General features: G+C 60.9%; 21 protein-coding genes, 3 tRNA genes and 1 pseudogene. 20 read left to right on the forward strand and 5 right to left on the reverse strand.

What is annotated here, in order from left to right; all coding sequences use genetic code 11:
* The 16 genes and pseudogenes from WH303_RS21345 to WH303_RS21420 form a co-directional block, all read left to right on the forward strand.
* A pseudogene (locus WH303_RS21345) lies at positions 1-168 on the forward strand (hypothetical protein); the annotation flags it as partial.
* Between the two features lie 13 nt (positions 169-181).
* Positions 182-257 (forward strand) — tRNA-Trp (locus WH303_RS21350).
* Between the two features lie 88 nt (positions 258-345).
* Complete coding sequence (secE, locus tag WH303_RS21355; RefSeq protein WP_021025391.1) at positions 346-729, forward strand: preprotein translocase subunit SecE; 384 nt, start codon at positions 346-348, stop codon at positions 727-729.
* Positions 729-1,322 carry a transcription termination/antitermination protein NusG gene (gene nusG, locus WH303_RS21360; RefSeq protein ID WP_021025390.1) on the forward strand — a complete coding sequence of 198 codons (594 nt, stop codon included), beginning with the start codon at positions 729-731 and terminating at the stop codon, positions 1,320-1,322. The genes secE and nusG overlap by 1 nt, the downstream gene beginning before the upstream one ends.
* Before the next feature lie 102 nt (positions 1,323-1,424).
* Positions 1,425-1,856 carry a 50S ribosomal protein L11 gene (gene rplK / locus WH303_RS21365; protein ID WP_021025389.1) on the forward strand — a complete coding sequence of 144 codons (432 nt, stop codon included), beginning with the start codon at positions 1,425-1,427 and terminating at the stop codon, positions 1,854-1,856.
* A gap of 1 nt (position 1,857) precedes the next feature.
* Positions 1,858-2,553, forward strand: coding sequence for a 50S ribosomal protein L1 (gene rplA / locus WH303_RS21370; RefSeq protein WP_021025388.1), 696 nt, complete (start codon positions 1,858-1,860; stop codon positions 2,551-2,553).
* Positions 2,554-2,795: 242 nt separating this feature from the next.
* On the forward strand, positions 2,796-3,314 hold the full coding sequence (rplJ, locus tag WH303_RS21375) for a 50S ribosomal protein L10 (protein ID WP_021025387.1): 519 nt from the start codon (positions 2,796-2,798) through the stop codon (positions 3,312-3,314).
* A 37-nt stretch (positions 3,315-3,351) separates the two neighbouring features.
* Positions 3,352-3,726 (forward strand): 50S ribosomal protein L7/L12, encoded by a 375-nt coding sequence (gene rplL, locus WH303_RS21380; protein ID WP_021025386.1) that lies wholly within the window; start codon positions 3,352-3,354, stop codon positions 3,724-3,726.
* Between the two features lie 270 nt (positions 3,727-3,996).
* Positions 3,997-8,109, forward strand: coding sequence for a DNA-directed RNA polymerase subunit beta (rpoB, locus tag WH303_RS21385; RefSeq protein ID WP_312990044.1), 4,113 nt, complete (start codon positions 3,997-3,999; stop codon positions 8,107-8,109).
* A gap of 19 nt (positions 8,110-8,128) precedes the next feature.
* Positions 8,129-12,358 carry a DNA-directed RNA polymerase subunit beta' gene (gene rpoC, locus WH303_RS21390; protein ID WP_021025384.1) on the forward strand — a complete coding sequence of 1,410 codons (4,230 nt, stop codon included), beginning with the start codon at positions 8,129-8,131 and terminating at the stop codon, positions 12,356-12,358.
* A gap of 270 nt (positions 12,359-12,628) precedes the next feature.
* Positions 12,629-14,038, forward strand: coding sequence for a 16S rRNA (cytosine(967)-C(5))-methyltransferase RsmB (rsmB, locus tag WH303_RS21395; RefSeq protein ID WP_339521032.1), 1,410 nt, complete (start codon positions 12,629-12,631; stop codon positions 14,036-14,038).
* A 10-nt stretch (positions 14,039-14,048) separates the two neighbouring features.
* The gene (locus WH303_RS21400; protein ID WP_158400413.1) at positions 14,049-14,645 is read left to right on the forward strand and encodes a DUF4390 domain-containing protein; all 597 of its coding nucleotides are present in this window, start codon (positions 14,049-14,051) and stop codon (positions 14,643-14,645) included.
* A 20-nt stretch (positions 14,646-14,665) separates the two neighbouring features.
* The gene (locus WH303_RS21405; RefSeq protein ID WP_339521085.1) at positions 14,666-16,933 is read left to right on the forward strand and encodes a sensor histidine kinase; all 2,268 of its coding nucleotides are present in this window, start codon (positions 14,666-14,668) and stop codon (positions 16,931-16,933) included.
* 39 nt (positions 16,934-16,972) lie between these two features.
* A complete protein-coding gene (locus WH303_RS21410) occupies positions 16,973-17,665 on the forward strand; it encodes a response regulator (protein WP_339521033.1) in 693 nt (230 codons plus the stop codon).
* A 52-nt stretch (positions 17,666-17,717) separates the two neighbouring features.
* Positions 17,718-17,793, forward strand: a tRNA-Phe gene (locus WH303_RS21415).
* A 128-nt stretch (positions 17,794-17,921) separates the two neighbouring features.
* Positions 17,922-17,997, forward strand: a tRNA-Phe gene (locus WH303_RS21420).
* 54 nt (positions 17,998-18,051) lie between these two features.
* On the opposite strand, the gene WH303_RS21425 is transcribed toward WH303_RS21420, so the two are convergent.
* From WH303_RS21425 to WH303_RS21435, 3 genes are all read right to left on the reverse strand, one after another.
* Positions 18,052-18,537: an NUDIX hydrolase gene (locus tag WH303_RS21425; protein WP_339521034.1), complete on the reverse strand. Its 486-nt coding sequence runs from the start codon at positions 18,535-18,537 to the stop codon at positions 18,052-18,054.
* An 87-nt stretch (positions 18,538-18,624) separates the two neighbouring features.
* Positions 18,625-18,951 carry a helix-turn-helix domain-containing protein gene (locus WH303_RS21430; protein WP_339521035.1) on the reverse strand — a complete coding sequence of 109 codons (327 nt, stop codon included), beginning with the start codon at positions 18,949-18,951 and terminating at the stop codon, positions 18,625-18,627.
* A gap of 189 nt (positions 18,952-19,140) precedes the next feature.
* Complete coding sequence (locus WH303_RS21435) at positions 19,141-19,500, reverse strand: helix-turn-helix domain-containing protein (RefSeq protein WP_339521036.1); 360 nt, start codon at positions 19,498-19,500, stop codon at positions 19,141-19,143.
* A gap of 186 nt (positions 19,501-19,686) precedes the next feature.
* Here WH303_RS21435 and WH303_RS21440 point away from each other — a divergent pair, with 186 nt between their 5' ends.
* From WH303_RS21440 to WH303_RS21455, 4 genes are all read left to right on the forward strand, one after another.
* A complete protein-coding gene (locus WH303_RS21440; protein WP_339521037.1) occupies positions 19,687-19,983 on the forward strand; it encodes a hypothetical protein in 297 nt (98 codons plus the stop codon).
* Positions 19,984-20,089: 106 nt separating this feature from the next.
* Positions 20,090-20,641 carry a DNA-directed RNA polymerase subunit alpha C-terminal domain-containing protein gene (locus WH303_RS21445; protein WP_084635577.1) on the forward strand — a complete coding sequence of 184 codons (552 nt, stop codon included), beginning with the start codon at positions 20,090-20,092 and terminating at the stop codon, positions 20,639-20,641.
* 91 nt (positions 20,642-20,732) lie between these two features.
* On the forward strand, positions 20,733-21,107 hold the full coding sequence (locus tag WH303_RS21450; protein ID WP_021024631.1) for a hypothetical protein: 375 nt from the start codon (positions 20,733-20,735) through the stop codon (positions 21,105-21,107).
* Between the two features lie 1,018 nt (positions 21,108-22,125).
* Entirely contained in the window at positions 22,126-23,088 is a 963-nt protein-coding gene (locus WH303_RS21455; protein ID WP_339521038.1) for a DUF7933 domain-containing protein, read from the forward strand.
* A gap of 140 nt (positions 23,089-23,228) precedes the next feature.
* On the opposite strand, the gene WH303_RS21460 is transcribed toward WH303_RS21455, so the two are convergent.
* Both WH303_RS21460 and panC read right to left on the reverse strand, forming a co-directional pair.
* Positions 23,229-25,238 carry a DUF5979 domain-containing protein gene (locus tag WH303_RS21460; RefSeq protein ID WP_339521039.1) on the reverse strand — a complete coding sequence of 670 codons (2,010 nt, stop codon included), beginning with the start codon at positions 25,236-25,238 and terminating at the stop codon, positions 23,229-23,231.
* Between the two features lie 444 nt (positions 25,239-25,682).
* Positions 25,683-26,531, reverse strand: a complete 849-nt coding sequence (gene panC, locus WH303_RS21465) for a pantoate--beta-alanine ligase (RefSeq protein ID WP_339521040.1) — start codon at positions 26,529-26,531, stop codon at positions 25,683-25,685.
* Between the last annotated feature and the right edge of the window lie 227 nt (positions 26,532-26,758).

The raw sequence follows: 26,758 nt of genomic DNA on the forward strand, positions 1-26,758 counted from the left end.
GGCGCCATCGAGCTGCCAGCTGACAAGGAAATGGTGATGCCTGGCGATAACGTGTCGATCACCGTCAAGCTGATCAACCCCATCGCTATGGAAGAAGGTCTGCGTTTCGCTATTCGCGAAGGCGGCCGTACCGTGGGCGCTGGCGTGGTTGCCAAGATCATTGCGTAAGTATTGATTTCGTAGGGGTATAGCTCAATTGGCAGAGCGTCGGTCTCCAAAACCGAAGGTTGTAGGTTCGATTCCTACTGCCCCTGCCACTGAATAAGTGGTCAACCAAGCCCGCCTGATTACAAGGCGGGCTTCGGCGTCTTGAGTGATGCCTATTTTCATCTCTGAATTGTCGACATGGCTGCTACACAAGTTGAAACTGTTAGTTCTGGTGCGGACAAGCTCAAGCTGTTCGCCGTAGCTGCATTGGTTATCGCCGGTATCGCCGGCTTTTACCTGTTGGCCAAACAAGGTGCGATTGCCCAGTGGGCCGTACTGATTGTGGCTCTCATTGCGGCTGTCACCGTTTTTCTGGTGTCTGAACCAGGTAAGCAATTTGTTGGTTTTGCCAAGGACTCCTGGCGTGAAGTCAAGAAGGTTGTTTGGCCTTCGCGTAAAGAGACGCTGCAGATGACCGCCTACGTGTTCGCGTTTGTGGTCATCATGTCTTTGTTCTTGTGGATGACTGATAAAACGCTGGAATGGGTCTTGTATGACCTGGTTCTGGGCTGGAGGAAGTAATGTCGAACACGGACGAAACAACCAACACAGGCGCTGAGGCGCCTATGAGTGCTGCTAATCCCGATCTGCGCTGGTACATCGTGCATGCCTACTCGGGCATGGAGAAGGCCGTCGAGCGCAATATCCTGGAGCGCATTCACCGCTCGGACATGCAAAGCAAGTTCGGTCGCATCCTGGTGCCTACCGAGGAAGTGGTGGAAGTGCGCAATGGTCAGAAGAAGACCACCGAGCGCCGCCTGTTCCCCGGTTATGTGTTCGTCGAGATGGTCATGGACGACGACACCTGGCACTTGGTCAAGCACACCAGCAAGGTGACGGGTTTTGTGGGCGGTGCCAAGAACCGTCCGGCTCCCATCTCCGAAGCAGAAGTTCAGAAGATCGTTCTGCAGATGGAAGAAGGCTCGGACAAGCCGCGCCACAAGATCGAATTCACCGTGGGCGAATTCATCCGCGTCAAGGAAGGTCCGTTCACGGACTTCAACGGATCTGTCGAAGAAGTAAACTACGAAAAGAGTCGACTTCGCGTTTCTGTTATGATCTTTGGCCGTTCAACTCCGGTTGAGCTGGAATTTGCGCAGGTCGAAAAAACCTGATTCATTTTCATGCACTTACGGACTCGGTGCCTAAACAGAGTCTTAACCCCCGGGGAGCCCGCGCTATGCAGTGCGGGCGTTTTTACCCGTAAGGAGCTATAAATGGCAAAGAAAATTGTCGGCTTCATCAAGCTGCAAGTGCCAGCTGGTAAAGCCAATCCATCGCCACCCATTGGTCCAGCGCTGGGTCAACGTGGTCTCAACATCATGGAATTCTGCAAGGCGTTCAACGCCCAGACCCAAGGTGTCGAGCCAGGTCTGCCACTGCCTGTGGTGATCACCGCTTTCGCGGACAAGAGCTTCACGTTCGTCATCAAGACCCCACCCGCAACGGTGCTGATCAAGAAGGCGATCAAGCTGGACAAGGGTTCTTCGAACCCTCTGGCCACGAAGGTCGGCAAGATCACCCGCGCTCAGCTGGAAGAGATCGCCAAGACCAAGCTGAAGGACATGAACGCTGCTGACGTTGACGCCGCTGTGCGCACGCTGGCTGGTTCCGCCCGTTCGATGGGCGTTACGGTGGAGGGCCTCTAAGATGGCAAAGTTGACCAAGAAGCAAAAGGCCCTGCAAGGCAAGGTGGACACCACCAAGCTGTACGCATTCGCTGATGCAGTTGCAATCGTCAAGGACGCAGCAACGGCCAAGTTCGACGAATCCATCGACGTGGCTATCCAGCTGGGCGTGGACGCCAAGAAGTCGGACCAAGTGGTTCGTGGCGCTGTCGTGCTGCCTAACGGCACCGGCAAGACCACCCGCGTGGCCGTGTTCGCACAAGGCGCCAAGGCTGAAGAAGCCAAGGCCGCTGGTGCCGATATCGTGGGTATGGACGAGCTGGCCGCGATGGTCAAGGCTGGTGACATGCCTTTCGACATCGTGATCGCTGCGCCTGATGCCATGCGTATCGTTGGTACCCTGGGTCAAATCCTGGGCCCACGTGGTCTGATGCCTAACCCCAAGGTGGGCACCGTGACTCCCGACGTCGCTACGGCTGTGAAGAACGCCAAGGCAGGTCAGGTGCAGTTCCGCGTTGACAAGGCTGGTATCGTTCACTCGACCATCGGCCGCCGCTCGTTCGAGAACGACAAGCTGCAAGGCAACCTGGCAGCCCTGATCGACGCTCTGAACAAGGCAAAGCCAGCTACCAGCAAGGGTCTGTACCTGCGCAAGGTGGCGGTGTCGTCGACGATGGGTATCGGCGTGCGCGTCGATGCACAGACCATCGCAGCGTAATTGCTAAAAAAATCGTCAGGCAGGTGCTTGCACCTGTCTGGTGTGGTGGGCTGGCAAGGGGTTTTGAAAAAAACGCCATGCCAGGCCATCCAAGACCGTTGGTGTGATTCGATCACTTAAATCTTTTTGCCAACGCAGATGGCGATCCCGCTGCAGATGGATGAATTTCCAAAACAGTTGGTCGCTGCAACAAGAGCGCGCAGGTGGAGTTCGCTCCTAATGCGCATTTGAAGGAGTAGACCTTGAGTCTGAATCGCAGTGAGAAAGAAGCGGTCATCAATGAAGTGACCAGCCTCGCCGCTAAAGCTCAAACGCTTGTGTTCGCGGAATACCGCGGCATCACGGTCGCTGACATGACGAAGCTGCGTGTGGAAGCACGCAAGCAAGGCGTGACGCTGAGTGTTCTGAAGAACACCCTGGCTCGTCGCGCTGTTGCTGGTAGCAGCTTTGAAGTGGTCGCTGACCAGATGACCGGCCCGCTGATCTACGGTTTCTCTGAAGATGCAATCGCCGCTGCCAAGGTAGTGGCCGATTTCGCGAAGACCAACGACAAGTTGGTGATTCGCGGTGGTGCATTCGAAGGAAAGGCGTTGGACGCTAACAGCGTTAAGCAACTGGCAAGCGTGCCTTCCAAGGAAGTGCTGCTGGCCCAATTGTGTGGCTTGCTCATGTCGCCAATCTCGCGTACGGCCGTTGTGCTGGGCGCACTGGCGGCCAAAAAGGGCGAAGGCGCGGAAGTCGCCGAAGTCGCTGCAGCTTAAGCGCGGCAAAACCAACCGATATATTTAGGAAATCAAAATGGCATTCGATAAAGACGCATTCTTGACCTCCCTGGACAGCATGACTGTTCTGGAACTGAACGACCTGGTCAAGGCAATTGAAGAGAAGTTTGGCGTGAGCGCTGCTGCTATGGCCGCTCCTGCTGCTGGTGGTGGCGGTGCCGCTGCTGCTGCTGAAGAAAAGACCGAGTTCAACCTGGTGCTGCTGGAAGCCGGCGCTAACAAGGTTGGCGTGATCAAGGCCGTGCGTGAAATCACCGGTCTGGGTCTGAAGGAAGCCAAGGACATGGTCGATGGCGCTCCTAAGGTTCTGAAGGAAGCTATGCCTAAGGCTGACGCTGAAGCCGCTGCTAAGAAGCTGGTGGACGCTGGTGCAAAGGCCGAACTCAAGTAATTGAGGGCTTTTTCAAGGCTGGAGTACCCGAAAAGGTGCTCCAGCCTTTGGCGCTTCTGGAATATCGTTCGCTAGAGCACACCAAAAACTGGCCGTTGATGGCTGATTTTTAGTGTTTTCTAACATCCGACACTAGAAAACCCCTTGGTTCGGGTGGTGTGCAATGCACCACCGTCTGCCATGGTTGGTAGTGGCCAACCCACCAAGCTGCAACCCCCTCGCGGGGGTGTCGTCGAAGACCCAGGACTCATGTCTTTGCCCGGAGATCTCATGGCCTATTCTTACACCGAACGCAAGCGAATCCGCAAAAGTTTCGGCAGCCGCGATAGCGTGCTCGAAGTGCCTTACCTGCTGCAAATGCAAAAAGATGCTTACACCGCATTTTTGCAAGCAGACTCGGCCCCCAAAAAGCGTACTGATGAAGGCTTGCAAGCTGCCTTCAACTCGGCTTTCCCCATCGTCTCGCACAACGGTTTTGTGGAGATGAAGTTTGTCGAGTACAACCTCGCCAGGCCCGCTTTCGACGTGCGCGAATGCCAGACCCGTGGTCTGACCTTCTCGTCCGCTGTGCGCGCCAAGGTGCAGTTGATTATCTATGACCGTGAATCCTCCACGCCCCAATCCAAGGTGGTCAAGGAAGTGAAGGAGCAGGAAGTCTACATGGGCGAAGTGCCCCTGATGACGGACAAAGGTTCATTCATCGTCAACGGCACCGAGCGTGTGATCGTCTCGCAGCTGCACCGCTCGCCAGGCGTGTTCTTTGAACACGACAAGGGCAAGACGCACAGCTCGGGCAAGCTGCTGTTCTCGGCACGCATCATCCCTTACCGCGGCTCCTGGCTGGACTTCGAGTTCGACCCCAAGGACCTGCTGTTCTTCCGTGTGGACCGCCGCCGCAAGATGCCGGTGTCGATTCTGCTCAAGGCCATCGGCATGACGCCCGAGTCCATCCTGGCGACGTTCTACGAGAACGACAACTTCCGCCTGATGGACAGCGGCGCGCAAATGGAATTTGTGGCTGACCGCCTCAAGGGTGAAGTTGCGCGCTTTGACATCACCGACAAGTCGGGCAAGGTCGTCGTCGCCAAGGACAAGCGCATCACCGCGCGCCACACCCGCGAGATGGAGCAATCGGGCACCAAGTTCATCAGCGTGCCTGAAGACTTCCTGCTCGGCCGCGTCGCTGCCAAGAACATCGTTGACCCTGACACCGGTGAAATCATCGCCAAGGCCAACGAAGAGATGACCGAAGCGCTGCTCAAGAAGCTGCGCGCAGCCGGCATCCAGGATCTGGCTTGCATCTACACGAACGAGCTGAGCCACGGCGCCTACATCTCGCAGACCCTGCGCACCGATGAAACCGCTGACGAGTTCGCTGCACGCGTTGCCATCTACCGCATGATGCGCCCTGGTGAGCCTCCCACCGAGGACGCCGTGCAGGCGCTGTTCCAGCGTTTGTTCTACAACGAAGACACCTACGATCTGTCGCGTGTCGGCCGTATGAAGTTCAACGCCAAGATCGGCCGCGACACCGCGATCGGCCCCATGGTGCTGTCCAACGAAGACATCCTCGAAGTCGTGAAGATCCTGGTCGATCTGCGCAACGGCAAGGGTGAAGTCGATGACATCGACCACTTGGGTAACCGCCGCGTGCGTTGCGTGGGCGAGCTGGCCGAAAACCAGTACCGCACCGGTCTGGCACGTATCGAAAAGGCTGTGAAGGAGCGTCTGGGCCAGGCTGAGCAAGAGCCCCTGATGCCGCACGACCTGATCAACAGCAAGCCGATCTCGGCTGCGCTGAAGGAATTCTTCGGCGCCTCGCAGCTGTCGCAGTTCATGGACCAGACCAACCCGCTGGCTGAAATCACGCACAAGCGCCGTGTTTCCGCTCTGGGCCCAGGCGGTCTGACCCGCGAACGCGCAGGCTTCGAAGTGCGTGACGTGCACGTGACCCACTACGGCCGCGTCTGCCCGATCGAAACGCCTGAAGGTCCCAACATTGGTCTGATCAACTCGCTGGCTCTGTACGCGCGTCTGAACGAGTACGGTTTCATCGAAACCCCTTACCGTCGCGTGATCGATGGCAAGGTGACCGACCAGATGGACTACCTCTCGGCCATCGAAGAAGGCAAGTACGTGATCGCGCAGGCCAATGCCGAGCTCGACGCCGAAGGCCGCCTGACCGGTGACCTGGTCTCTGCCCGTGAAAACGGTGAATCGACCCTGCTGTCCGCCGAGCGCGTGCAGTACATGGACGTGTCGCCCGCACAGATCGTGTCGGTGGCTGCGTCGCTGATTCCGTTCCTCGAGCACGATGACGCGAACCGCGCATTGATGGGTGCCAACATGTCGCGCCAGGCCGTGCCTGTGCTGCGCCCTGAAAAGCCCATGGTCGGTACCGGTATCGAGCGCGTTGCTGCGGTCGACTCGGGCACCGTCGTGACGGCTACCCGTGGCGGTATCGTCGACTACGTGGACGCGACCCGTATCGTGATCCGTGTGAACGACGAAGAAGCCGTGGCCGGTGAAGTGGGTGTGGACATCTACAACCTCATCAAGTACCAGCGTTCCAACCAGAACACCAACATCCACCAGCGTCCCGTGGTTCGCCGCGGCGACAAGCTGGCCAAGGGTGACGTGATTGCCGACGGTGCATCGACCGACCTGGGCGAAATCGCCATTGGTCAGAACATGCTGATCGCCTTCATGACCTGGAACGGCTACAACTTCGAAGACTCGATCCTGATCTCCGAACGCGTGGTCGCCGAAGACCGCTACACCTCGATCCACATCGAGGAGTTGGTGGTGATGGCCCGTGACACCAAGCTGGGTGCCGAGGAAATCACGCGCGACATCCCGAACCTGTCCGAGCAGCAACTCAACCGTCTGGACGAGTCCGGCATCATCTACGTGGGTGCAGAAGTGCAGCCCGGCGATGTGCTGGTGGGCAAGGTCACGCCAAAGGGCGAGACCACCTTGACCCCAGAAGAGAAGCTGCTGCGCGCCATCTTCGGTGAGAAGGCGTCCGACGTGAAGGACACCTCGCTGCGCGTGGACCAAGGCTCGCAAGGTACCGTGATCGATGTGCAGGTCTTCACCCGTGAAGGCATCACGCGCGACAAGCGCGCCCAGCAGATCATCGACGACGAGCTCAAGCGCTTCCGTCTGGACCTGAACGACCAGCTGCGTATTGTGGAAGCCGATGCGTTCGACCGTATCGCCAAGCTGCTCAATGGCCGCGTGGCCAATGGCGGCCCACAAAAGCTGGCCAAGGGCACCAAGATCGACAAGGCCTATCTGGACGGCGTGGAGAAGTTCCACTGGTTCGATATCCGCCCTGCCGAAGACGACGTCGCAGCCCAGCTGGAGTCCATCAAGAACTCCATCGAGCAGCAACGCCACAACTTCGACCTGGCTTTCGAAGAAAAGCGCAAGAAGCTCACGCAAGGCGACGAGTTGCCTGCTGGCGTGCTCAAGATGGTCAAGGTCTACCTGGCCGTCAAGCGCCGTCTGCAGCCTGGCGACAAGATGGCCGGCCGTCACGGTAACAAGGGTGTGGTTTCCAAGATCGTCCCGGTGGAAGACATGCCTTTCATGGCCGATGGCACCACCGCCGACATCGTGCTGAACCCGCTGGGCGTGCCTTCGCGCATGAACATCGGTCAGGTGCTCGAAGTCCACCTGGGCTGGGCCGGCAAGGGCCTGGGCCAGCGTATCGGTGACATGCTGCAGGCCGAAGCCCGTGCCGCTGAAGTGCGCTCCTTCCTGGAAGAGGTGTACAACAGCCGCGGTCGCAAGGAAGACCTCAAGCAACTGTCTGATGACCAGATCATGTTCATGGCGGAGAACCTGAAGAACGGCGTGCCTTTCGCAACGCCGGTGTTCGACGGTGCTTCCGAGCAGGAAATCAAGGACATGCTCAAGCTGGCGTACCCGGATGACATCCAGGCACGCAAGGGTCTGACCGAGCCACGCACCCAGGCCTACCTGTATGACGGCCGCACCGGTGAGCGCTTCGAGCGTCCCACCACCATCGGCTACATGCACTACCTCAAGCTGCACCACTTGGTCGATGACAAGATGCACGCCCGCTCCACCGGTCCTTACTCGCTGGTGACGCAACAACCTCTGGGCGGTAAGGCCCAGTTCGGTGGTCAGCGTTTCGGTGAAATGGAAGTGTGGGCGCTGGAAGCCTATGGCGCCGCTTATGTGCTGCAGGAAATGCTGACCGTGAAGTCCGATGACGTGGTGGGCCGTACCAAGGTGTACGAATCCATCGTCAAGGGCGAACACGCTATCGAAGCCGGCATGCCGGAGTCGTTCAATGTGCTGGTCAAGGAAATCCGTTCCCTGGGCCTGGACATCGAACTGGAACGTTCTTAATTGAAGGGGGAAAGAGTCTATGAAATCGCTACTCGACCTGTTCAAACAATTCACGCCTGATGAGCATTTCGATGCCATCAAAATCGGCCTGGCTTCGCCCGAAAAGATCCGTTCGTGGTCTTTCGGTGAAGTGAAGAAGCCCGAGACCATCAACTACCGTACCTTCAAGCCCGAGCGCGATGGTCTGTTCTGCGCCAAGATCTTTGGCCCGATCAAGGACTACGAATGCCTGTGCGGCAAGTACAAGCGCTTGAAGCACCGCGGTGTGATCTGCGAGAAGTGCGGCGTTGAAGTCACGCAGACCAAGGTGCGCCGCGAGCGCATGGGTCACATCGACCTGGCCGCGCCTTGCGCCCATATCTGGTTCCTCAAGTCCCTGCCTTCGCGCCTGGGCCTGGTGCTGGACATGACCCTGCGCGACATCGAGCGCGTGCTGTACTTCGAAGCCTATGTGGTGACCGACCCCGGCATGACCCCGCTGAAGAAGTTCAGCATCATGTCGGAAGACGAGTACGACAAGAACGTCGAAGAGTACGGTGATGAATTCGTGGCCAAGATGGGCGCCGAAGGCATCAAGGACCTGCTCGAAGGCATCGAGATCGACTCGGAAATCGAGCGCCTGCGCAACGACCTGACCGGCTCCGAAGTCAAGGTCAAGAAGAACGCCAAGCGCCTGAAGTTGCTCGAAGCGTTCAAGAAGTCCGGCATCAAGCCCGGTTGGATGGTGATGGAAGTGCTGCCTGTGCTGCCTCCCGATCTGCGTCCTCTGGTGCCGCTGGACGGCGGCCGCTTTGCGACCTCCGACCTGAACGACCTGTACCGCCGCGTCATCAACCGTAACTCGCGTCTGCGCCGCCTGCTGGAGCTCAAGGCCCCAGAGATCATTGCCCGCAATGAAAAGCGCATGCTGCAAGAAGCGGTCGACTCGCTGCTGGACAACGGCCGCCGTGGCAAGGCCATGACCGGCGCGAACAAGCGTGCCCTCAAGTCGCTGGCCGACATGATCAAGGGTAAGAGCGGTCGTTTCCGTCAGAACTTGCTGGGTAAGCGCGTCGACTACTCCGGTCGTTCCGTGATTACCGTGGGCCCAACGCTCAAGCTGCACCAGTGCGGTCTGCCCAAGCTGATGGCGCTGGAGCTGTTCAAGCCTTTCATCTTCGCGCAGCTCGAAGCGCGTGGCATTGCCACGACCATCAAGGCCGCCAAGAAGGAAGTGGAAACCGGCACCCCCGTGGTGTGGGACATCCTGGAAGAGGTGATCCGCGAGCATCCGATCATGCTCAACCGTGCGCCTACGCTGCACCGTCTGGGTATCCAGGCGTTCGAGCCTATCCTGATCGAAGGCAAGGCCCTGCAACTGCACCCGCTGGTTTGCGCGGCATTCAACGCTGACTTCGACGGTGACCAGATGGCTGTTCACGTGCCGCTGTCGGTGGAAGCACAGATGGAAGCCCGCACCTTGATGCTGGCCTCCAACAACGTGCTGTTCCCCGCTTCGGGCGAACCCTCGATCGTTCCTTCTCAGGACGTGGTGCTGGGCTTGTACCAGGCCACCCGCGAGCGGATCAACGGCAAGGGCGAAGGCATGGTGTTCTCCGACATCGGCGAAGTGCAACGCGCACTGGATGCCGAGCAAGTCGAGCGCGCCACCAAGATCAGCGTGCGTCTGACCGAGTGGAACAAGAACAAGGCTTCGGGTGAGTTCGAGCCGACGACCAAGCTGGTGGAAACCACCGTGGGCCGCGCGCTGCTGTCCGAGATTCTGCCCAAGGGTATGCCTTTCTCTTCGATCAACAAGACGTTGAAGAAGAAGGAAATCTCCAAGCTGATCAACATCTCGTTCCGCAAGTGTGGCTTGAAGGAAACCGTGGTGTTCGCCGACAAGCTGCTGCAAAACGGCTTCCGTCTGGCAACCCGCTCCGGTATCTCGATCGCCATTGGCGACATGCTGGTGCCGCCGCAAAAGGCCGAGATCATTGCCCGCTCCGAATCCGAAGTGAAGGAAATCGAGCAGCAGTACGTCTCCGGTCTGGTCACGGCTGGCGAGCGCTACAACAAGGTGGTGGACATCTGGGGCAAGGCCGGTGACGAAGTCTCCAAGGTCATGATGGCCCAGCTGGCCAAGGAAAAGGTCATTGACCGCCATGGCAACGAAGTCGATCAGGAATCGTTCAACGCGATTTACATGATGGCCGACTCCGGCGCCCGTGGCTCGGCCGCGCAGATCCGCCAGCTGGCAGGTATGCGTGGTCTGATGGCCAAGCCCGATGGCTCGATCATTGAGACGCCTATTACCGCGAACTTCCGCGAAGGCCTCAACGTGTTGCAGTACTTCATCTCCACCCACGGTGCCCGTAAGGGTCTGGCCGACACGGCGCTGAAGACGGCTAACTCCGGTTACCTCACGCGTCGTCTGGTGGACGTGACGCAGGACTTGGTGATCACCGAGCTCGACTGCGGCACGCACAACGGCACCCTGATGCGCGCTGTGGTCGAAGGTGGTGAAGTGATCGAATCGCTGCGCGACCGTATCCTCGGCCGTACCGCTGCGGACGAAGTGCTGCACCCTGAGACCCGCGCGGTGCTGGCCAAGGCCGGCGACCTGCTGGACGAAGACCTGATCGAAGATCTGGAAGCGGCTGGCGTGGACGAAGTAAAGGTGCGCACGGCACTGACCTGCGAAACCCGCTTTGGTCTGTGCGCTACCTGCTACGGCCGCGACCTGGGCCGTGGCGGCATGATCAACCTCGGCGAAGCCGTCGGTGTGATCGCTGCACAGTCGATCGGTGAGCCTGGCACGCAGCTGACCATGCGTACGTTCCACATCGGTGGTGCGGCTTCGCGTGCGGCTGTGGCCTCCAGCGTGGAAGCCAAGTCCAACGGTATCGTGGGCTTCAACCCACAGATGCGCTATGTGACCAACAACAAGGGCGAACTGGTCGTGATTTCCCGCTCCGGCGAAATCGTGATCCAGGACGAGTACGGCCGCGAGCGCGAGCGCCACAAGATGCCTTACGGCGCTATCTTGTCGATCAAGCCTGATCAACAGATCAAGGCAGGCACCGTGCTGGCCAACTGGGATCCGCTGACCCGACCCATCATTACCGAATACGCCGGTCAGGTGAAGTTCGAGAATGTGGAAGAAGGTCTGACCGTGGCCAAGCAGGTCGACGAAGTGACCGGTCTGTCCACCCTGGTGGTGATCGATCCGAAGCACCGTGGCTCTGCCAAGGTGGTGCGTCCGCAGGTCAAGCTGGCAGATGCCAACGGCCAGGAAGTCAAGATTCCTGGTACCGACCACGCGGTGACGATCGGCTTCCAGGTCGGCGCTCTGCTGCAGGTGCGTGATGGCCAGGAAGTGGGCCCCGGCGAAGTGCTGGCCCGTATTCCTATGGAAGGCCAGAAGACCCGCGACATTACCGGTGGTCTGCCACGTGTGGCCGAGCTGTTCGAAGCCCGTACGCCGAAGGACAAGGGTGCGCTGGCCGAGATGACCGGTACCGTGTCCTACGGTAAGGAAACCAAGGGCAAGGTGCGCCTGCAGATCACCGATCTGGAAGGCAAGGTCTGGGAAGAGCTGGTTCCAAAGGAACGCAACATCCTGGTGCACGAAGGCCAGGTGGTCAACAAGGGCGAGCTGATCGTCGACGGCCCAGCCGATCCGCAGGACATCCTGCGCCTGCTGGGTATCGAAGAGCTGTCGCGCTACATCGTCGACGAAGTGCAGGACGTGTACCGCTTGCAAGGCGTGAAGATCAACGACAAGCACATCGAGGTGATCGTTCGCCAGATGCTGCGCCGCGTGGTCATCGAAGCCCCAGGTGATACCTCCTACATCCAGGGTGAGCAGGTCGAGCGCTCCGAAGTGCTCAACACCAACGAAGCTGCACAGCGCGATGGCAAGATCCCAGCGGTCTACTCCAACGTGTTGCTGGGTATTACCAAGGCTTCGCTGTCGACCGACTCCTTCATCTCGGCTGCTTCCTTCCAGGAAACGACCCGCGTGCTGACCGAGGCTGCCATCATGGGCAAGCGCGACGAGCTGCGTGGCCTGAAGGAAAACGTCATCGTGGGTCGTCTGATCCCTGCGGGTACCGGTCTGGCTTACCACCAGGCACGCAAGGCCAAGGACGAGATGGACGAGGCCGAGCGCCGCGCCATCGCCGATGCAGAAGCGGCCGATCTGGCCGGTGTGTCGGAAGAAGCGGTGGCCGCTGCCGACAGCGCTGCAGACCCTGCTGCTGACTAAGCCGCCAATCCCTGACCGGTGCAAGCCGGTCAGGTTGGGATGAGCAAGACCCGTAATTTCGCGCCGCGGAATTACGGGTTTTTTAATGTCCCGCAGGATGGAGATGGCTCTGTGCCAAGCTTCCTTCCGGATCCGCCTTTGGAGCCGGGCAGGGCGCTTTGCACAGCGTCTTTACCAGGCAGGCTCTGCACGCGCAGAGGCCTCCTGGGGCATATCGATTAGTATTCCTTTTGATCCGCAGAGGCTCCCAGGCCTTTGCACTCCTTTGGCATGAACCTCCCTTCCCGTCCACGACAACCCTCCCGGGCCGCCACAGCGCCCACGACCAACCAGGGCCCCAGCCTGTCCGCCCAGCTGCTGGCGGTGGCGCGCGCCTTGCAGGACGTGCGCCAGGGCCAATCTGCCCGCGCCGTGTTGGGCGGGGTGGAGCCCGCGCTGCGCGCCGGCGTGCAGGCCCTGTTGATGGATGTGCTGCGCGTGCTGGGCACCGCAGAGGCGCTGCGTGCCGAGCTGGCCCCGCGCAAGCCCGCCAGCGCGGTCGATGCCTTGCTGTGCACGGCGCTGGCCTTGCTGCTGCCCGAGGTGCCGCGCTACGACGCCTTCACCGTGGTGAACCAGGCGGTGGATGCGGCCAAGAAGCGCTCGGCCACCAAGTCGCAATCGGCCTTCATCAACGGCTGCCTGCGCAGCTTTTTGCGTGAGCGCGAAGACCTGCTGCGCGCTGTGGCCCAGGAGCCGGTGGCGCAGTACAACCACCCGCAGTGGTGGCTCAAACGCTTGCAGCAGGACTATCCGCAGGATTGGCAAGCCATTGTGGCGGCCAACAATGCGCAGGCGCCGATGGCCTTGCGCGTGAACCTGCAGCGCTGCAGCCGCGCCGATTATTTGGCGCTGCTGGATGAAGCGGGCATCGAGGCCGTGGTGGGCGTGGGCGAGGCCGGCCTGGTGCTGACGCGTGGCGTGCCGGTGGACCAGCTGCCGCAGTTTGCGCAGGGCTGGGTCTCGGTGCAGGACAGCGCCGCGCAGATGGCCGCGCCGCTGCTGCTCGATGGCTTGCAGCCGCACGATGGCCGCGCGCTGCATGTGCTCGATGCCTGCGCCGCGCCCGGCGGCAAGACCGCGCATCTGTTGGAAGCCGCCACGCCCCAGCGCCCCATCGACATGGTGGCGCTGGAGATCGATGCCAAGCGTGCTGAACGCATTGGCGATACCTTGGCGCGGCTGTCGCTGCAGGCCGATGTGGTGGTGGCCAGCGGCAGCGAAGTGGCCAGCTGGCTGCCGGCGGTGCAAGCGCGCCACGGAATGCAGCAATTTGATGCAATTTTGTTGGATGCGCCTTGCTCGGCCTCGGGCATCGTGCGCCGCCAGCCCGATGTGCGCTGGCTGCGCCGCGCGACCGACATCGCGCAGCTCGCCGCCATCCAGCGCCAGCTGCTCGAAGCCCTGTGGCCCCTGGTCGTGCCCGGTGGCCGGCTGCTGTACTGCACCTGCTCGGTCTTCCATGAAGAGGGCGAGGGCCAGGTGGCGCAGTTCCTCAGCCGCCACGCCGATGCCCAACGCCTGCCTGCGCCAGGGCATTTGTTGCCACAGTTGCGCGAGGCCGGTCACAATAGCCTGGGCAGCCTGGCGCGCGACCATGACGGTTTTTACTACGCGCTGCTGCACAAGCCGCTTCGTTGAGCCCGTCCGTATGCGATTGATCCACCATTTCCTCCTTGCGCTGATGCTGTGCTGTGCCGCAGCGGCACCGGCCATGGCGTCGGAGAATGAGAAAAAGGTCGAGCTGCAGCTGGTGCGCAATGCCGATGGTGCCTTTGCCACGGTGGCGCTGCAGTTTGCGCTGCCCGACCAGATCGAAGATGCCCTGAACAAAGGCGTGGCGCTGTACTTTGTGCAAGAGGCTGAGATCATCTCCGAGCGCTGGTACTGGCGCGACAAGACCGTCAAGAAAACCGCCCGCTACCTGCGCGTGAGCTACCAGCCGCTGACCCGGCGCTGGCGCCTGCATGTCTCGAGCATGCCGCTGACCGACGCCGGCGCGGTGACCTCGCTGGGCCAGAGCTTTGACAGCCTCGAAGAAGTGATGCTCGTGGTCAAGCGCGTGCGCAACTGGAAGATCGCCAGCGCCGATGAGCTCGCAAGCGATGGGGACTACCTGGTCAAGTTCAGCTTCCGGCTCGACAGCAGCCAGCTGCCGCGCATCTTCCAGTTCGCGCCGTTCAGCAATGGCGGCCTGAACCTGCAGCTCAGAAGCCAGCTGCCGCTGCCCGAGGCGAGCGCGCAGTGAAAATCGAAAAATCATCGTCGATGCGCGTGGCCTACACGCCCAGCCGTGCGCGCTGGTCGGTGATCGTGGGCCTGTCGGCGATGATCGGCATCGGCCTGGTGCTGCTCTTCCTGCTGTCTTTCGCCACCAACAACCGCGTGCTCTACGAGCGCTACTACGGCGTGCTGCTGGGCGTGAACATCGGCGTGGCCTGTGTGCTCAGCATGGTGGTGCTGTGGGGCGTAGCCATCCTGGTGCGGCGCCTTGTGGCCCGGCGCTTTGGCAGCAAGCTGCTGCTCAAGCTGGCCGCCACCTTTGCGCTGGTGGGCGTGCTGCCCGGCGTGGTGATCTATTTCGTCTCCTACCAGTTCGTCTCGCGCTCGATCGAGAGCTGGTTCGATGTCAAGGTCGAAGGCGCGCTGGACGCCGGGGTCAACCTCGCGCGCATCACGCTCGACACCACCTCCACGGCGATGGCCGAGCGCACCCGCACGGCCAGCAGCCAGCTGTCCCAGATATCGGATGCCGCATCCGGCCTGGTGCTCGAACGCATCAAGGACCAGCTCGGCGCCGATGACGTGGTGCTGTGGTCGGCCAGCTCCCAGGCCATTGCCAGCACCGGCCAGTCGCGCTTTGTGCTCAACCCCGACAAGCCCTCGGCCGCCTTGCTGCGCACCGCCACCCAGCAGCAGCGCGCCTATCAGATCGATGGCCTCGAAGAGGTGTCCGACATCAACGGCGCCATCACCGGCGACCCGTCCAAGGTGCGCGTCAAAACCCTGGTGCAGGTCGCCAATGGCGATGTGGGGGTGATCCCCGATGGCCGCTTTTTGCAGGCCACCATGCCGCTGCCAGCGGCCTTGGTGGTCAACGCCCTCAAGGTGCAGGAGGCCAACCGCGAATACCAGGAGCGCGCGCTGGCGCGGGACGGCCTGCGCCGCATGTACATCGGCACGCTCACCTTGAGCCTGTTCCTGGCCGTCTTCGGCGCCGTGGTGCTGGCCGCCTTGCTGGGCAACCAGCTGGTGCGCCCGCTTTTGGTGCTGGCCGAGGGCGTGCGCGAGGTGGCATCGGGCAATCTGCGACCCAAACCGGTGCTGCCCAGCAAGGACGAGTTAAGCGGCCTGACCCGCTCCTTTGCCGAGATGACCCAGCAGTTGCTCGACGCGCGCCGTGCCGTCGAGCGCGGCATGCGCCAGACCGATGAGGCGCGCCAGAGCCTGCAGACCATTCTGGACAACCTCACCGCCGGCGTCATCGTGCTTGATGGAGAGGGCGTCATCCACTCCAGCAACCCCGGGGCCACCCGCATTCTGCGTGCGCCGCTGGCCGCGTTTGAAGGCCGCCCGCTGCGCGATCTGCCCGGGCTGCAGGCCTTTGCGCAAGAGGTGGACCGCCAGTTTGCCCGCCTGCACGATGTGACCGACGAGCACTACCTGGACCACTGGCAGCAGCCCTATGAGCTCCATGGCGACAGCCAGCTGCCCAACCAGAACAGCATCAACCTGGTGGCGCGCGGTGCCACCTTGCCCGACAACCGCCGCCTGCTGGTGTTCGACGACATCTCCGAAATCGTCTCGGCGCAGCGCGCCCAGGCCTGGGGCGAGGTGGCCAGGCGCCTGGCCCATGAGATCAAGAACCCGCTGACACCGATCCAGCTGTCGGCCGAGCGGCTGGAGATCAAGCTGGGCAACAAGCTCGAAGGCCAGGACCAGGCGATTTTGAAAAAGTCTGTCACCACCATCGTCGACCAGGTCGATGCGATGAAGCGCCTGGTCAACGAGTTCCGCGACTATGCCCGCCTGCCGGCCGCCGAGCTGCAGGCCGTGGACCTCAATGCACTGGTGATGGACGTGCTGCATTTATATGGCGCGGAAAATGCTGTGATACCAGTGGAGGCAGAGCTGGACAGTGCGGCCCCACGTATCATGGGCGATGCGCAGCAGTTGCGGCAGGTCATCCATAACTTGCTGCAAAATGCGCAGGATGCAACACAACAGGCCTGGGTGGGCCAGGAGGCATCAGCACCGGCGGTGCGGATCTCCACCCGGTTCAGTGGCAACAGCAAACGCGTGCGTTTGACAATTGCTGACTGCGGTTGCGGTTTTCCAGAACATATATTACAAAAGGCATTTGAGCCCTACGTGACGACCAAGCCCCGAGGTACCGGCCTGGGCCTGGCCGTCGTCAAGAAAATTGCGGACGAGCATGGCGCTCGCGTAGAAATCTCTAATCGAGTCGAGGGGGAAAAAATCTTAGGTGCCCAAGTGTCGTTATCATTCTCTATCGAAAAAGAGTTGATGATTTGAAATAACTCTCACACCTGCTGCACTGGATTTTCAAAAAATATGGCAAATATTCTGGTTGTCGATGACGAATTGGGAATTCGGGATCTCCTGTCGGAGATCTTGAACGATGAAGGCCACAGCGTGGACGTTGCGGAGAACGCCACACAGGCGCGCTTGGCCCGCAACGAAAGCGGCTACGACCTGGTGCTGCTCGACATCTGGATGCCCGACACCGATGGTGTGTCGCTGCTCAAAGAGTGGTCGATGACCGGCCTGCTCACGATGCCCGTGATCATGATGAGTGGCCACGCCACCATTGATACCGCCGTCGAAGCAACGCGCATTGGCGCGTTCTCTTTTTTGGAAAAGCCCATCACGATGCAAAAGCTGCTCAAGGCAGTCGAGCAGGGCTTGCAGCGCAATGTGCCCGCACCCGCTGCGGCGCCAGCGGCTGCCGTACCGGGCAAGGCGGTGCCATCCTTCAGCCCCAGCGGCTACAGCGCGCCGGTGGTTGCCTCGGTAGCCACCGCAGCTGCAGCGGACGCCGCGCCCAATGCCCACCAGGGCTTTGACCTGGACCGGCCGCTGCGCGAGGCACGGGACGGCTTCGAGAAGGCCTACTTCGAGTTTCACCTGGCGCGCGAAGGCGGCTCGATGACCCGCGTGGCCGAGAAGACCGGCCTGGAGCGCACCCACCTCTACCGCAAGCTGCGCCAGCTGGGCGTGGACCTGAGCCGCAATAAAAAGAACTGATTTCAGTTTTTTGAAAAAGCGCCCTTTTTTTCGGGCTATAATTCAACTCGTGGGCCCGGTAGCTCAGTTGGTAGAGCAGCGGATTGAAAATCCGCGTGTCCGTGGTTCGATTCCGCGCCAGGCCACCAAAACAACAAGCCTCTGCATCAGTGATGGTGCAGAGGCTTTCTTGTATCTGCACCTGCATCGCATGTGCAGCAATTCCCCCAAATTTCCGAACGGGCGCGCGGCACAGGCTATAATGCTAGCTTGTGTTGGCCCGGTAGCTCAGTTGGTAGAGCAGCGGATTGAAAATCCGCGTGTCCGTGGTTCGATTCCGCGCCAGGCCACCAAACGCATTCCCAAGCCCATCCTCTGTGATGGGCTTTTTTGCGTCTGGCGCGGGCTCAGCGGCTGGGCGGCGCCGTGCCGGCAGCCCTGTCAAGCAGCAGCTGCTTGAGCCCTGCCGGGAAGAGCGCCGGGCCGCCCGGCATGTCCAGCGCCGCCACATCAAACCAGCGTGCCGTGCACCAGGTGCCGTTGTTTTCGCGAAAGCGGATCTGGTCCAGATGCGCAAAGGGCGCTGCATCAAACACGACATTGGCGATAAACAGCACCTCGTGGCCTGCCGCCCCGTGGTGCGTGTAGAGGTTCTCCATCACGATGGGCGGTCCCTGGACTTGCACCGCCACGCCCAGCTCCTCGTGGAACTCGCGTTGCAGCGCTGCCTGCCAGCGCTCGCCAAACTCGACGCCGCCGCCAAGGGGGCGCACCCCTGTCAGGCGGCCCGCATCATCGAGGACCTCGGTCGCCAGCAATTGGCCATTGCGCCAGTGCAGGCCAATGGCTTTGACTTTGATGTGCTGGGGTGGGCGCCATGGGGTGACAGACATGCTTGTTTCTTGCTAAAGGCTAGGGCGTACGGGTGTGGATGCTGAAGCGGGGCATTCGCTTCATCTATCTGTCTCGGCTTCAAGGATTCAGGCGATCTCACTCAGCCAATGTGCCAGCGCTTTGCCCCGTTTTGTTTTGCTCATGGCTCCCAGGGCCAGTAGCAGCCGAGCGGAGTCATCATCTTCGCAGTACAGATAGGCCAGCGGCACTTGCAGCGCATCGGCGATCAGACGTGCCGTTTTGATGGGTGGCTCATGCGTGCCCAGCTCATAGCGGCTGATGCGCGCACGGCTTGCGGATTCATCGATGCCAATCAACACGCCCACTTTTTCTTGCGACCAACCCAAGTTTTCGCGTCGGGCTCGCATGCGGCGGCCTAGAACGGTCGAGGTAGGCGTAAGGAGGGAAGGCATGTCACGAGTCTCGTGACTTTGTGGTAAGCTGTCGTCACGAAAAGCGTGACATGGAGAGGCAGGGAGGAGATGGCTTGGGAAAGGAGCTCAAAAGGTGAGCGATGGATCTATGGCCAACGAGTGCGGCCTTGTGTTGAAGGGAGGGCGTGGGCGGCACACAGCAGTGCTGCGGCCGACAAGACGCCTAGATCAAGCACTGTGTGAACGCAGCCGCTCACAAAGCTGCTGCACGATGCCGGTGACAAAGGCGCGGTCCGCCGGTTCCAGCTCGGACAGCCAGGCGCTGATCCGCATGGCCTGGTCATCGGGGGCGGTGGAGCTGTGGGCGAGCAGATCGGCGATGCCCACGCGCAGGATCGAGGCAAGGCTTTCGAGCGTATGCAGTGAGGGCACGGAGGCCCCGCGCTCAAAGCGGCTGATGGTCTCGGGCTCCACCTGCAGACGCTCTGCCAGCTGCGCCTGCGTCCATTGGCGCGACTTGCGCAGCTGGGCAATGCGCTGGCCCAGCAGTTGGGCCAAGGGCTTCTCGGCAAGCTTCTTATTGATCATATCTGTCTAGTTCAAATCCAACAGTCATGGTTGTGTGCCGGTGCGGAATGGGCCAGAATGCAATATGTGGAATCCAATGCAATTTCGCTATATGTGTTGCTCCTGCCGAGCGCTACCGGAGGACATGCAGGCACGGTTTCAGGGCATCCCGGCATGCATATCACCTAAAGAAAGGAATTCCGCGCCATGGAGCAGGCACCGCCGCACAAGCGCCACCGCCCAGCGAGCGACAAGACGGCTGGGCGCAAGGCCGTGATGCAGACCGGCAGCACCGCAGCAAGGCCGGCTGCCAAGCCGGCAGCCACTGCGCAGCGCCGGTTTGGCGCGATACAGATTGGCATTTGCGTGCTGTTCTTTGTCGAAGGTCTTTGGGGCCTGTACCTGGTGGGCTGGCCGGCGCTGAGCCTGTGCGTTCTGGGGGCGATGTACATGGTCAAGGTAGCCAGGCGCCGTAGGGCGCCGCAAGGCAGCGGTAAGCGCTAAGTCCACTACGCCTTCCGAATGAGGCGGTTGTTGGCGCTGGGCATCGCCAACCACAGCGATGGCGGCAGGAAAAAAGCATGCGGACATGCTGCTCTGTGTATAAGACATGTCAACAAATCTAATTTCAGCCGCCCATGTAATATTTTGCAAGGCCAAGGGGCTACGATGGTTACAGATGACTACATCACCATCCCCTCCGTCTGCCCATGCCGATAAGTCGCTCCAGGGTCTGCTGCCGCCAGATCTGTGGAAGCTGCTGGCCAGGCACGACATCACCACGCTGGCCCAGGTTGAAGCGCTGTATCCGGCCAAGCTGTTGAAAATCCATTACCTGGGGCCGGTGCGTTTTCGGCAGATCGAGGCGCTGCTTTTCCCCGGGCGGCGCTATGAGGTGCCTGTGCTGGCACCGATCGAGACAGAAGATCTGGAGGGGACCTCGCTCGAAGGCCTGGTGTCCCGGCGCGTATTGATCACCCTGCGCCGGCATGGCATCAAGACCGTGCAGCAGCTGGTCGCCGCCTATCCCCGGCGCCTGGTGGAGATAACGGGCTTTGGTATCAAGGCGCTGCGCGAAGTGGAGGCCACGTTTTTTGATGGGCAGCGCTTTGAGCCGATGAAATCAAGAAAAACCATAAGTAACACGATTAAGCAAAGATGATTATGATTTCATCAATATGGCAAATGGTTCCGCGTCACACCCTGGCACTTCACTAGAAGGGAAGCTGCCTGCGCCATTGGTACGGATTCTTGTGCACCACGGCATCGATAGCGTCGAGGCGGTGCGCAAGGCTTACCCGCTGGGGCTGCTCGCCATCAAGGGCATCGGCCTGCTGCGCCTGCGCAAGATTGAAAAGGCCTTTTTGCCCGGCCAGTCCTATGTTCCCTTGCATGCGATGCCCGAGCTGCCCTTTGTCTCCGGCTCTTGTCTCAATGGCTCGCTGCCCGTGGCCATCGTGCGTGCACTGGCGCGCGGCGATATCACCACCCCCGAGCAACTGCGCCAGGCCTACCCCCATGAACTGCTGAAGATTCGCTCGCTGGGCGAGGGCTCGCTGCGCGAGATTGAGCGCGTCTACTTTCCAGGCCAGCGCTACGTGCCGCCAGGCAACGGAAAAATCCGCTAATCGGGACAGTTGTCTTTGTTGTCCTATTTGCAGCAGCGCTGCCGACTACGGTTGCGCTGACCGGTGCGTCTGCGTCTGCGTCTGCGCTGACCTCTATCCTCTGCGCCCCCCCACACCTCACTCTGGACAAGCAGCGTTGCTGAGCCCGCCTCGGGTATGGCGCTGCTGGCTTCCCCTGCTTAGCTCCCCTCCCATCCCGCCCCATGTGCTTGTTGTGCTACGGCATGCCAGCGGTGTGCAGCGCTATCTGCGCGCTGGTCCCGGTGACGCGGACAGGAATCCTGGCGCAATAAATGCGCTAAAAGTCCATTCCTCGACAGGCATGATTAAGTGCAGCCGATGCCCTATCGATGATTAATTTATAAATTCAATAAAATGACCTTTGCAATAAAACAAAGGAAATTGATATTTACCAAATAATAATCGCATCCGACTGTGGCAAATTTGAACAAGCAGCTCTGGAAATGGACAGCAATCGCTATAGCGCTTGACCATTTTTGCAGTTGTATGGCAATGTAAGCAGTGCGAAATAGTAATGAAGAGGCGGCATAGGAATTGGCTATTTGCTCTCTTGCAGCGATCTCCTCTGGCAGGTGACTGTGAGCGCTTCTGCTCTGTATTTGTTTGGTAATTTCAATTTCAAAGGATGCGCATGATTAAATCTAGCACGCAGTCCGCTGGTATTGCCGGCGTTGCTTTTCCTGGCATCCCATCGCGCCTGGCTTCTTATTTAAGCCTGTGCGCATTAGGTGGATCGGCATTGCTGGCATCGGGTGCTGCTAATGCAGTGCCGGGGGTGCCGCAGGCACCGTCTGTGATATTCACAGAAGACTTTCAGAATATCGAACCAGCCACCAGCGGGGATATTCTGACGGATTATGTGGGTGTAACGGGCCAAACCTATACGGCAGCCCCGTCTTGGCTCACAGGCTGCAACGGGCTGATGTCATCGGCAGACCAGCCGGTTGCGGGAGCGGATGGTCAGGCAGCCAGCTGTGGCGGCCAAGAGCCATGGAATGTGACCCAGCAGCTGGCACAGGCGATTGGCACCTTCAAGGGCCAGGCGACCCCCGCGACCAATTTCGCCGTGTCGGCCTATACCTCCAACAATCCTGGCGCGGGCAATGTGGAGTTTGAAACAGTGACACCGCTGACGCTGCCGATCCCCAGCCGCTTCATCGCCGTGGGTATCGATGTGGCAGCCGCCAACTGCTACCGGGCCAGCGCACCACAGTTGCAGTTCGCTTTGCTCGATGATGGCACCCCAGTTGCTGCCGGTGGTCAGATCAATGGATGTGGCGGCACGTTGCAGGACATGCCGGCGCTGGGCGCTGCTGGCGCCGCGACGGCGGGGCAAGGTGCGCGGGTGGGCACCTATACCAGTGGCGGTGTACTGGTCAACAGCGCCTCCGTCGGCATCCGCATGACCAATGCCAATGGCAGTGGCGGTGGCAATGACCATGCCTTTGACAATATCCAGTTGCTGGATGTCAGCCCGACCCTGGATAAATCGTTCAGCCCGGCAACCCAGCCAGTAGGCGGCGTGAGTGTGCTGACCTTCACGATCACCAATACGACGGAGCTGGGTGCCAAGGCCGGCTGGTCGTTCACCGACAACCTGCCCGCCGGCCTGGTGGTGGCGCCCACACCGGCAACCGCCACGACCTGCCCCAGCGGCGTCGTGACGGCAGCAGCTGGTGCCACCAGCATCGATGTGACCGGCAATCTGGCCGATGCGATGGAGTCCTGCACGGTGTCCGTCAGCGTCACATCCGCCACGGCCGGCGCCTATGCCAATGGCCCGGACAACATTGAATCGGCGGGCTTGAACCCACCGCAGGTGTCCACCGTGACCTTCACTGCGCCCAGCACGCCATCCAACCCAACACCGGTTCCCGCCAATGCGCCTTGGGGCGTGCTGCTGCTGTCGGCCTTGGTCGCAGGCTTTGCCAGCTTGCGGGCCGCTCGCAACCGCGCCTGATCTGGCGCGCTGCGCCAGCGCAGCACCGGGTTAGCTCCCTCCACCAAGGCACAAGGCCTGGGTTCAGCACCATGCCGAACCCAGGCCTTTTTTTATCGGCGGACGCTGTACCACTACCAGCGGCTCGCGCCGCCAGCCTCTCAGCGGCGCTGCGCGCGTCGCAGCACCAGCATGCCCAACAGCGCCATGGCGGCCACCATCAGCAGCAGCTTGATGGTATCCAGCGCAGGCACTGCAGCGGGCACAGCAGGCGCCGTGCGCACCAGCGTGTTGACGAAGGAGGCCGTGTTGCCATTGGCTGCGGTGACCAGCGTCACTGGCGCGGGCAGGCTGGTGCTCCAGGTGTAGCCTGCCGGCGCCTCGGGCATGGTGGGCGCTTCGCTCACGGTGCAGCTGGCGCCCTGGGGCACGTTGGTGATGGCGATGGCCCCTGCGTTGCTGCCGCTCAAGCTCACTGCCGTAGTAAAGCTGCCGTCTGCACCGCAGTTGGCGCTAAAGCTGAAGCTGCCGCTGATGCCCGCTGCCGGGCCGCCGGCCACGGCCTTGCTGATCGTGATATCGGTGTTGGCGCGCGCCAAGGTGTTGACCAGCTGCGCGCTATTGGCCGCTGGGGGCGCTGCCATCGTGACGGAGACGATGGGCGCGGGGTCTTCCACCCAGAGATGGTTGGCGGGCGGCGTGGGGCGCGTGCCCTCGGTCACCACGCAGCTGCCGCTGGCGATCACCGGCGTGGTGGAGACGCTGCCGGTGGTGGCCGTGTCCAGCGTGATCGAGGTGTTGATCGCTGGCGCGACCACGCCGTCGCTGCCGGTGCAGACCACCGAGACGGGGAAGCTGCTGCCCGTCAGATCCACGGGCGTGACGTTGACGGGCCAGACCACCTGCTTGGAGATGGCAAGCTGCGCGGCATGGCAGGCGAGGCTTGCGGTCGCTGGCGTATTGACCTGGCCGGTGGGCGAGACAAAGTCGGTACCTGGCGTGATGGTGTTGGTCACCGACGGGGTGCTGATGCATGCCTGGCGGCCGGCATCGGTGTTGGGCCATTGCACGGGCACGGTGATGGTGCAACCGCCACCAGGAATGGTCATGCCACTATCGCTGATGATGTCCGAGCCTGGCACGGCACTGAACGTGCCAGCGGTGCAGGAGTTGCTCACGGCGCCCGGTGCCACCACCAGGGGGGCAGGCAGTTTGTCGCTCAGCGTCACGTTGCTGATGTCCTGCGATGTGCTGTTGGACAGCGTGATCGTCAGCAGCGTGGTGTTGTCACTGCCACCCAGAGAGAGGTCCGTTTTGTCAAAGCTCTTGCTGACCTTGGGCAGGCCGCAGGCGCCGCTTTCCGAGGTAGCGGCATTGAGGAAGGCGGGCGCGACCTTGCCTTGGTTGGTGGTCCAGGGTGGGCCGTAGAAAATCGAGATATCGACCACGGCAAACACGCAAGCGCCTCGGCCGGCATTGGATTGCACGGTGGGAATCAACAGCCCATAGACATTATTGGTTGGCGTTGTGCCTGCCGGTGGCAGCGCTCCGGCTACGTACAGTGCGTTGTTGGCGGGCACGTTATTGATGTAGGTGATGTAGCCGCCCTGCAAGGGGTTGAGCGCTGTGAACGAGCCCGCATAGGGCGAGTTGGTGTTCAACGGGAAAGCGCCATATGCATTGACGGTGGTGCCCAAGCTAAACGTGGACTGGGTGCCGGCATTGAGCGTATCCACCATTCGCTGGGCATTTTGGGCGTTTCGGTTCTCGCAACAGCCATCGACAAAGAAGACGATGGAGTTGGCCCAGCGATTGGCCACCGCCGTCTGCAGCACGGCCCAGTTGCTCGGGTCGACCGCCCGGTAGGTGCTCGCCACAATCACGATGTCATAGGCTGAGCCAGACGCGGCGGTAAAGGTTGCCGCGGAGATCGCATTGGCATTGCCCAGCACGGACCTGCGTGTCAGTTGGCCAGAGCTGGGCAGTGCATTGGTAAATTCGTTCTCAAGATTTTGGTAGGCCGCGATGGCATCGGCGTCTTCAGGATTGGGCCCTGCGGGATCCGAGTTGGTGGTCAGCAGCAAAACCTGTTGTGCCAGCGCATGCTGCGCACCCAGGCACAACAAAAAAGCTGCCAGCAGCAGCCTGAAAAACATCAATGGATTGGTCATGTCTCTTCCCATGGAATCTGCTCAGCCACAAAACGCAGCACATAGCCTCATCCAGCAATGTAACTAGTAGATGCTATATGTATCAATATGAATCATAAACCAGGCGTGTAATGGCCGATGCAGGCGCTCGACAAAGCCATGCATGGACCTTCAATCCAGGTCATGTATTGATTAATTAAATGGGAATGTACTGTCTATTGATGATTGGGCGTGTATGTTTTTGCCCGCCTGCAGCGCGAATGCAGCAAACAATTGTCAGCCCAGAGGCAGCCTTCACTGCCGCCTGCCTGCTTTCTTGATTGCTATCAAAAGTGGAGCGTTTTAAGGTTGGAAATGTCTGCCCTGCCCGCCGCAGGTCCTTGGTGCGCCCATCACACTCTGGCTGCCCAGACCACAGCCGGGCTGCTGGCCCATCGGCCACCGCGCTGGGGCTGGCGCAGCGCCTTAAAACTCCAGGTTATCGATCAGCCGCGTACTGCCCAGGCGTGCCGCGCCCAGCGCCACCAGCGGCGCGCTGGCCAGCTCGCCGTCGGCCGGTGCCAGCAGGTTGTGGCGCTGGCGCACGGTCAGGTAATCGGGCTCCCAGCCCAGGGCCCGCAGCGACTGCATGGCCTGGGCTTCGAGCGCAGGCAGGTTGGCGGGCGCGTTGCGGGCGGCGGCGGCCAGCGCCTTCAATGCTTGGGACAGGGCCATGGCCTGCTGGCGCTCGGCGGCGCTCAGGTAGCCATTGCGCGAGCTCAGTGCCAGGCCGTCGTCGGCGCGCGCGGTGGGGCAGCCGATGATCTCGATGGGCAGCGCAAACTGCGCCACCATGCGGCGGATGACCATCAGCTGCTGGTAGTCCTTCCAGCCAAAAATGGCCGCGCCCCCGCCGGTGCTGGCAAATACGCAGCTGAACAGCTTCATCACGACGGTGCAGACCCCCGTGAAAAAGCCGGGGCGGAACTCGCCCTCCAGAATGTCGGCCAGTGCCGGGTCAGGCTGCACCTTGAACAGCTGGGGCTCGGGGTACAGGTCCTTCTCGCGCGGGGCAAACAGGATGTCGCAGCCGGCCGCCTGCAGCTGGTTGCAGTCGCCCTCCCAGGTGCGGGGATAGCTGTCGAAATCTTCGGTCGGCAGGAACTGCAGGCGGTTGACAAAGATGCTCGCCACCGTCACCGCGCCATGGCGTTTGGCCTCATGCACCAGCGAGATATGGCCTGCATGCAGATTGCCCATGGTGGGCACAAAGGCGGGCCGGCCGCGCTCGGCCAGGGCTTGTCGGAGTTCTGCGATGGTATGGGTGACTTGCATGGTGGGCATGGGCGTTGCCAGCGGTGGTGCAGGGAGCGCCGAGCATAGCAGTACACCCATGGGTTTTGTATAGGGCTATTAGAGGGGTCTATGGTTTGCCTGCGGTCGCCGCATGCGCTTGCCCTATAATTTTCCGGTCGCGGCGCGCAAACACTGTTCTTGCAGCGCACGCCTGGGTCAACCGACTCCGTGTCAGGCCAGTCGCATTTGGGCCTCTGCATCCGCTA

Origin of the sequence: Comamonas sp. MYb69, assembly GCF_037479315.1 — a bacterium.
GTDB lineage: Bacteria > Pseudomonadota > Gammaproteobacteria > Burkholderiales > Burkholderiaceae_C > Comamonas.

Coding starts and splice junctions, on each gene's coding strand:
- secE (WP_021025391.1), top strand. CDS start 346: ATGGCTGCTACACAAGTTGAAACTGTTAGTTCTGGTGCGGACAAGCTC.
- nusG (WP_021025390.1), top strand. CDS start 729: ATGTCGAACACGGACGAAACAACCAACACAGGCGCTGAGGCGCCTATG.
- rplK (WP_021025389.1), top strand. CDS start 1,425: ATGGCAAAGAAAATTGTCGGCTTCATCAAGCTGCAAGTGCCAGCTGGT.
- rplA (WP_021025388.1), top strand. CDS start 1,858: ATGGCAAAGTTGACCAAGAAGCAAAAGGCCCTGCAAGGCAAGGTGGAC.
- rplL (WP_021025386.1), top strand. CDS start 3,352: ATGGCATTCGATAAAGACGCATTCTTGACCTCCCTGGACAGCATGACT.
- rpoB (WP_312990044.1), top strand. CDS start 3,997: ATGGCCTATTCTTACACCGAACGCAAGCGAATCCGCAAAAGTTTCGGC.
- rpoC (WP_021025384.1), top strand. CDS start 8,129: ATGAAATCGCTACTCGACCTGTTCAAACAATTCACGCCTGATGAGCAT.
- rsmB (WP_339521032.1), top strand. CDS start 12,629: ATGAACCTCCCTTCCCGTCCACGACAACCCTCCCGGGCCGCCACAGCG.
- WH303_RS21400 (WP_158400413.1), top strand. CDS start 14,049: ATGCGATTGATCCACCATTTCCTCCTTGCGCTGATGCTGTGCTGTGCC.
- WH303_RS21405 (WP_339521085.1), top strand. CDS start 14,666: ATGCGCGTGGCCTACACGCCCAGCCGTGCGCGCTGGTCGGTGATCGTG.
- WH303_RS21410 (WP_339521033.1), top strand. CDS start 16,973: ATGGCAAATATTCTGGTTGTCGATGACGAATTGGGAATTCGGGATCTC.
- WH303_RS21425 (WP_339521034.1), bottom strand. CDS start 18,537: ATGTCTGTCACCCCATGGCGCCCACCCCAGCACATCAAAGTCAAAGCC.
- WH303_RS21430 (WP_339521035.1), bottom strand. CDS start 18,951: ATGCCTTCCCTCCTTACGCCTACCTCGACCGTTCTAGGCCGCCGCATG.
- WH303_RS21435 (WP_339521036.1), bottom strand. CDS start 19,500: ATGATCAATAAGAAGCTTGCCGAGAAGCCCTTGGCCCAACTGCTGGGC.
- WH303_RS21440 (WP_339521037.1), top strand. CDS start 19,687: ATGGAGCAGGCACCGCCGCACAAGCGCCACCGCCCAGCGAGCGACAAG.
- WH303_RS21445 (WP_084635577.1), top strand. CDS start 20,090: ATGTCAACAAATCTAATTTCAGCCGCCCATGTAATATTTTGCAAGGCC.
- WH303_RS21460 (WP_339521039.1), bottom strand. CDS start 25,238: ATGACCAATCCATTGATGTTTTTCAGGCTGCTGCTGGCAGCTTTTTTG.
- panC (WP_339521040.1), bottom strand. CDS start 26,531: ATGCAAGTCACCCATACCATCGCAGAACTCCGACAAGCCCTGGCCGAG.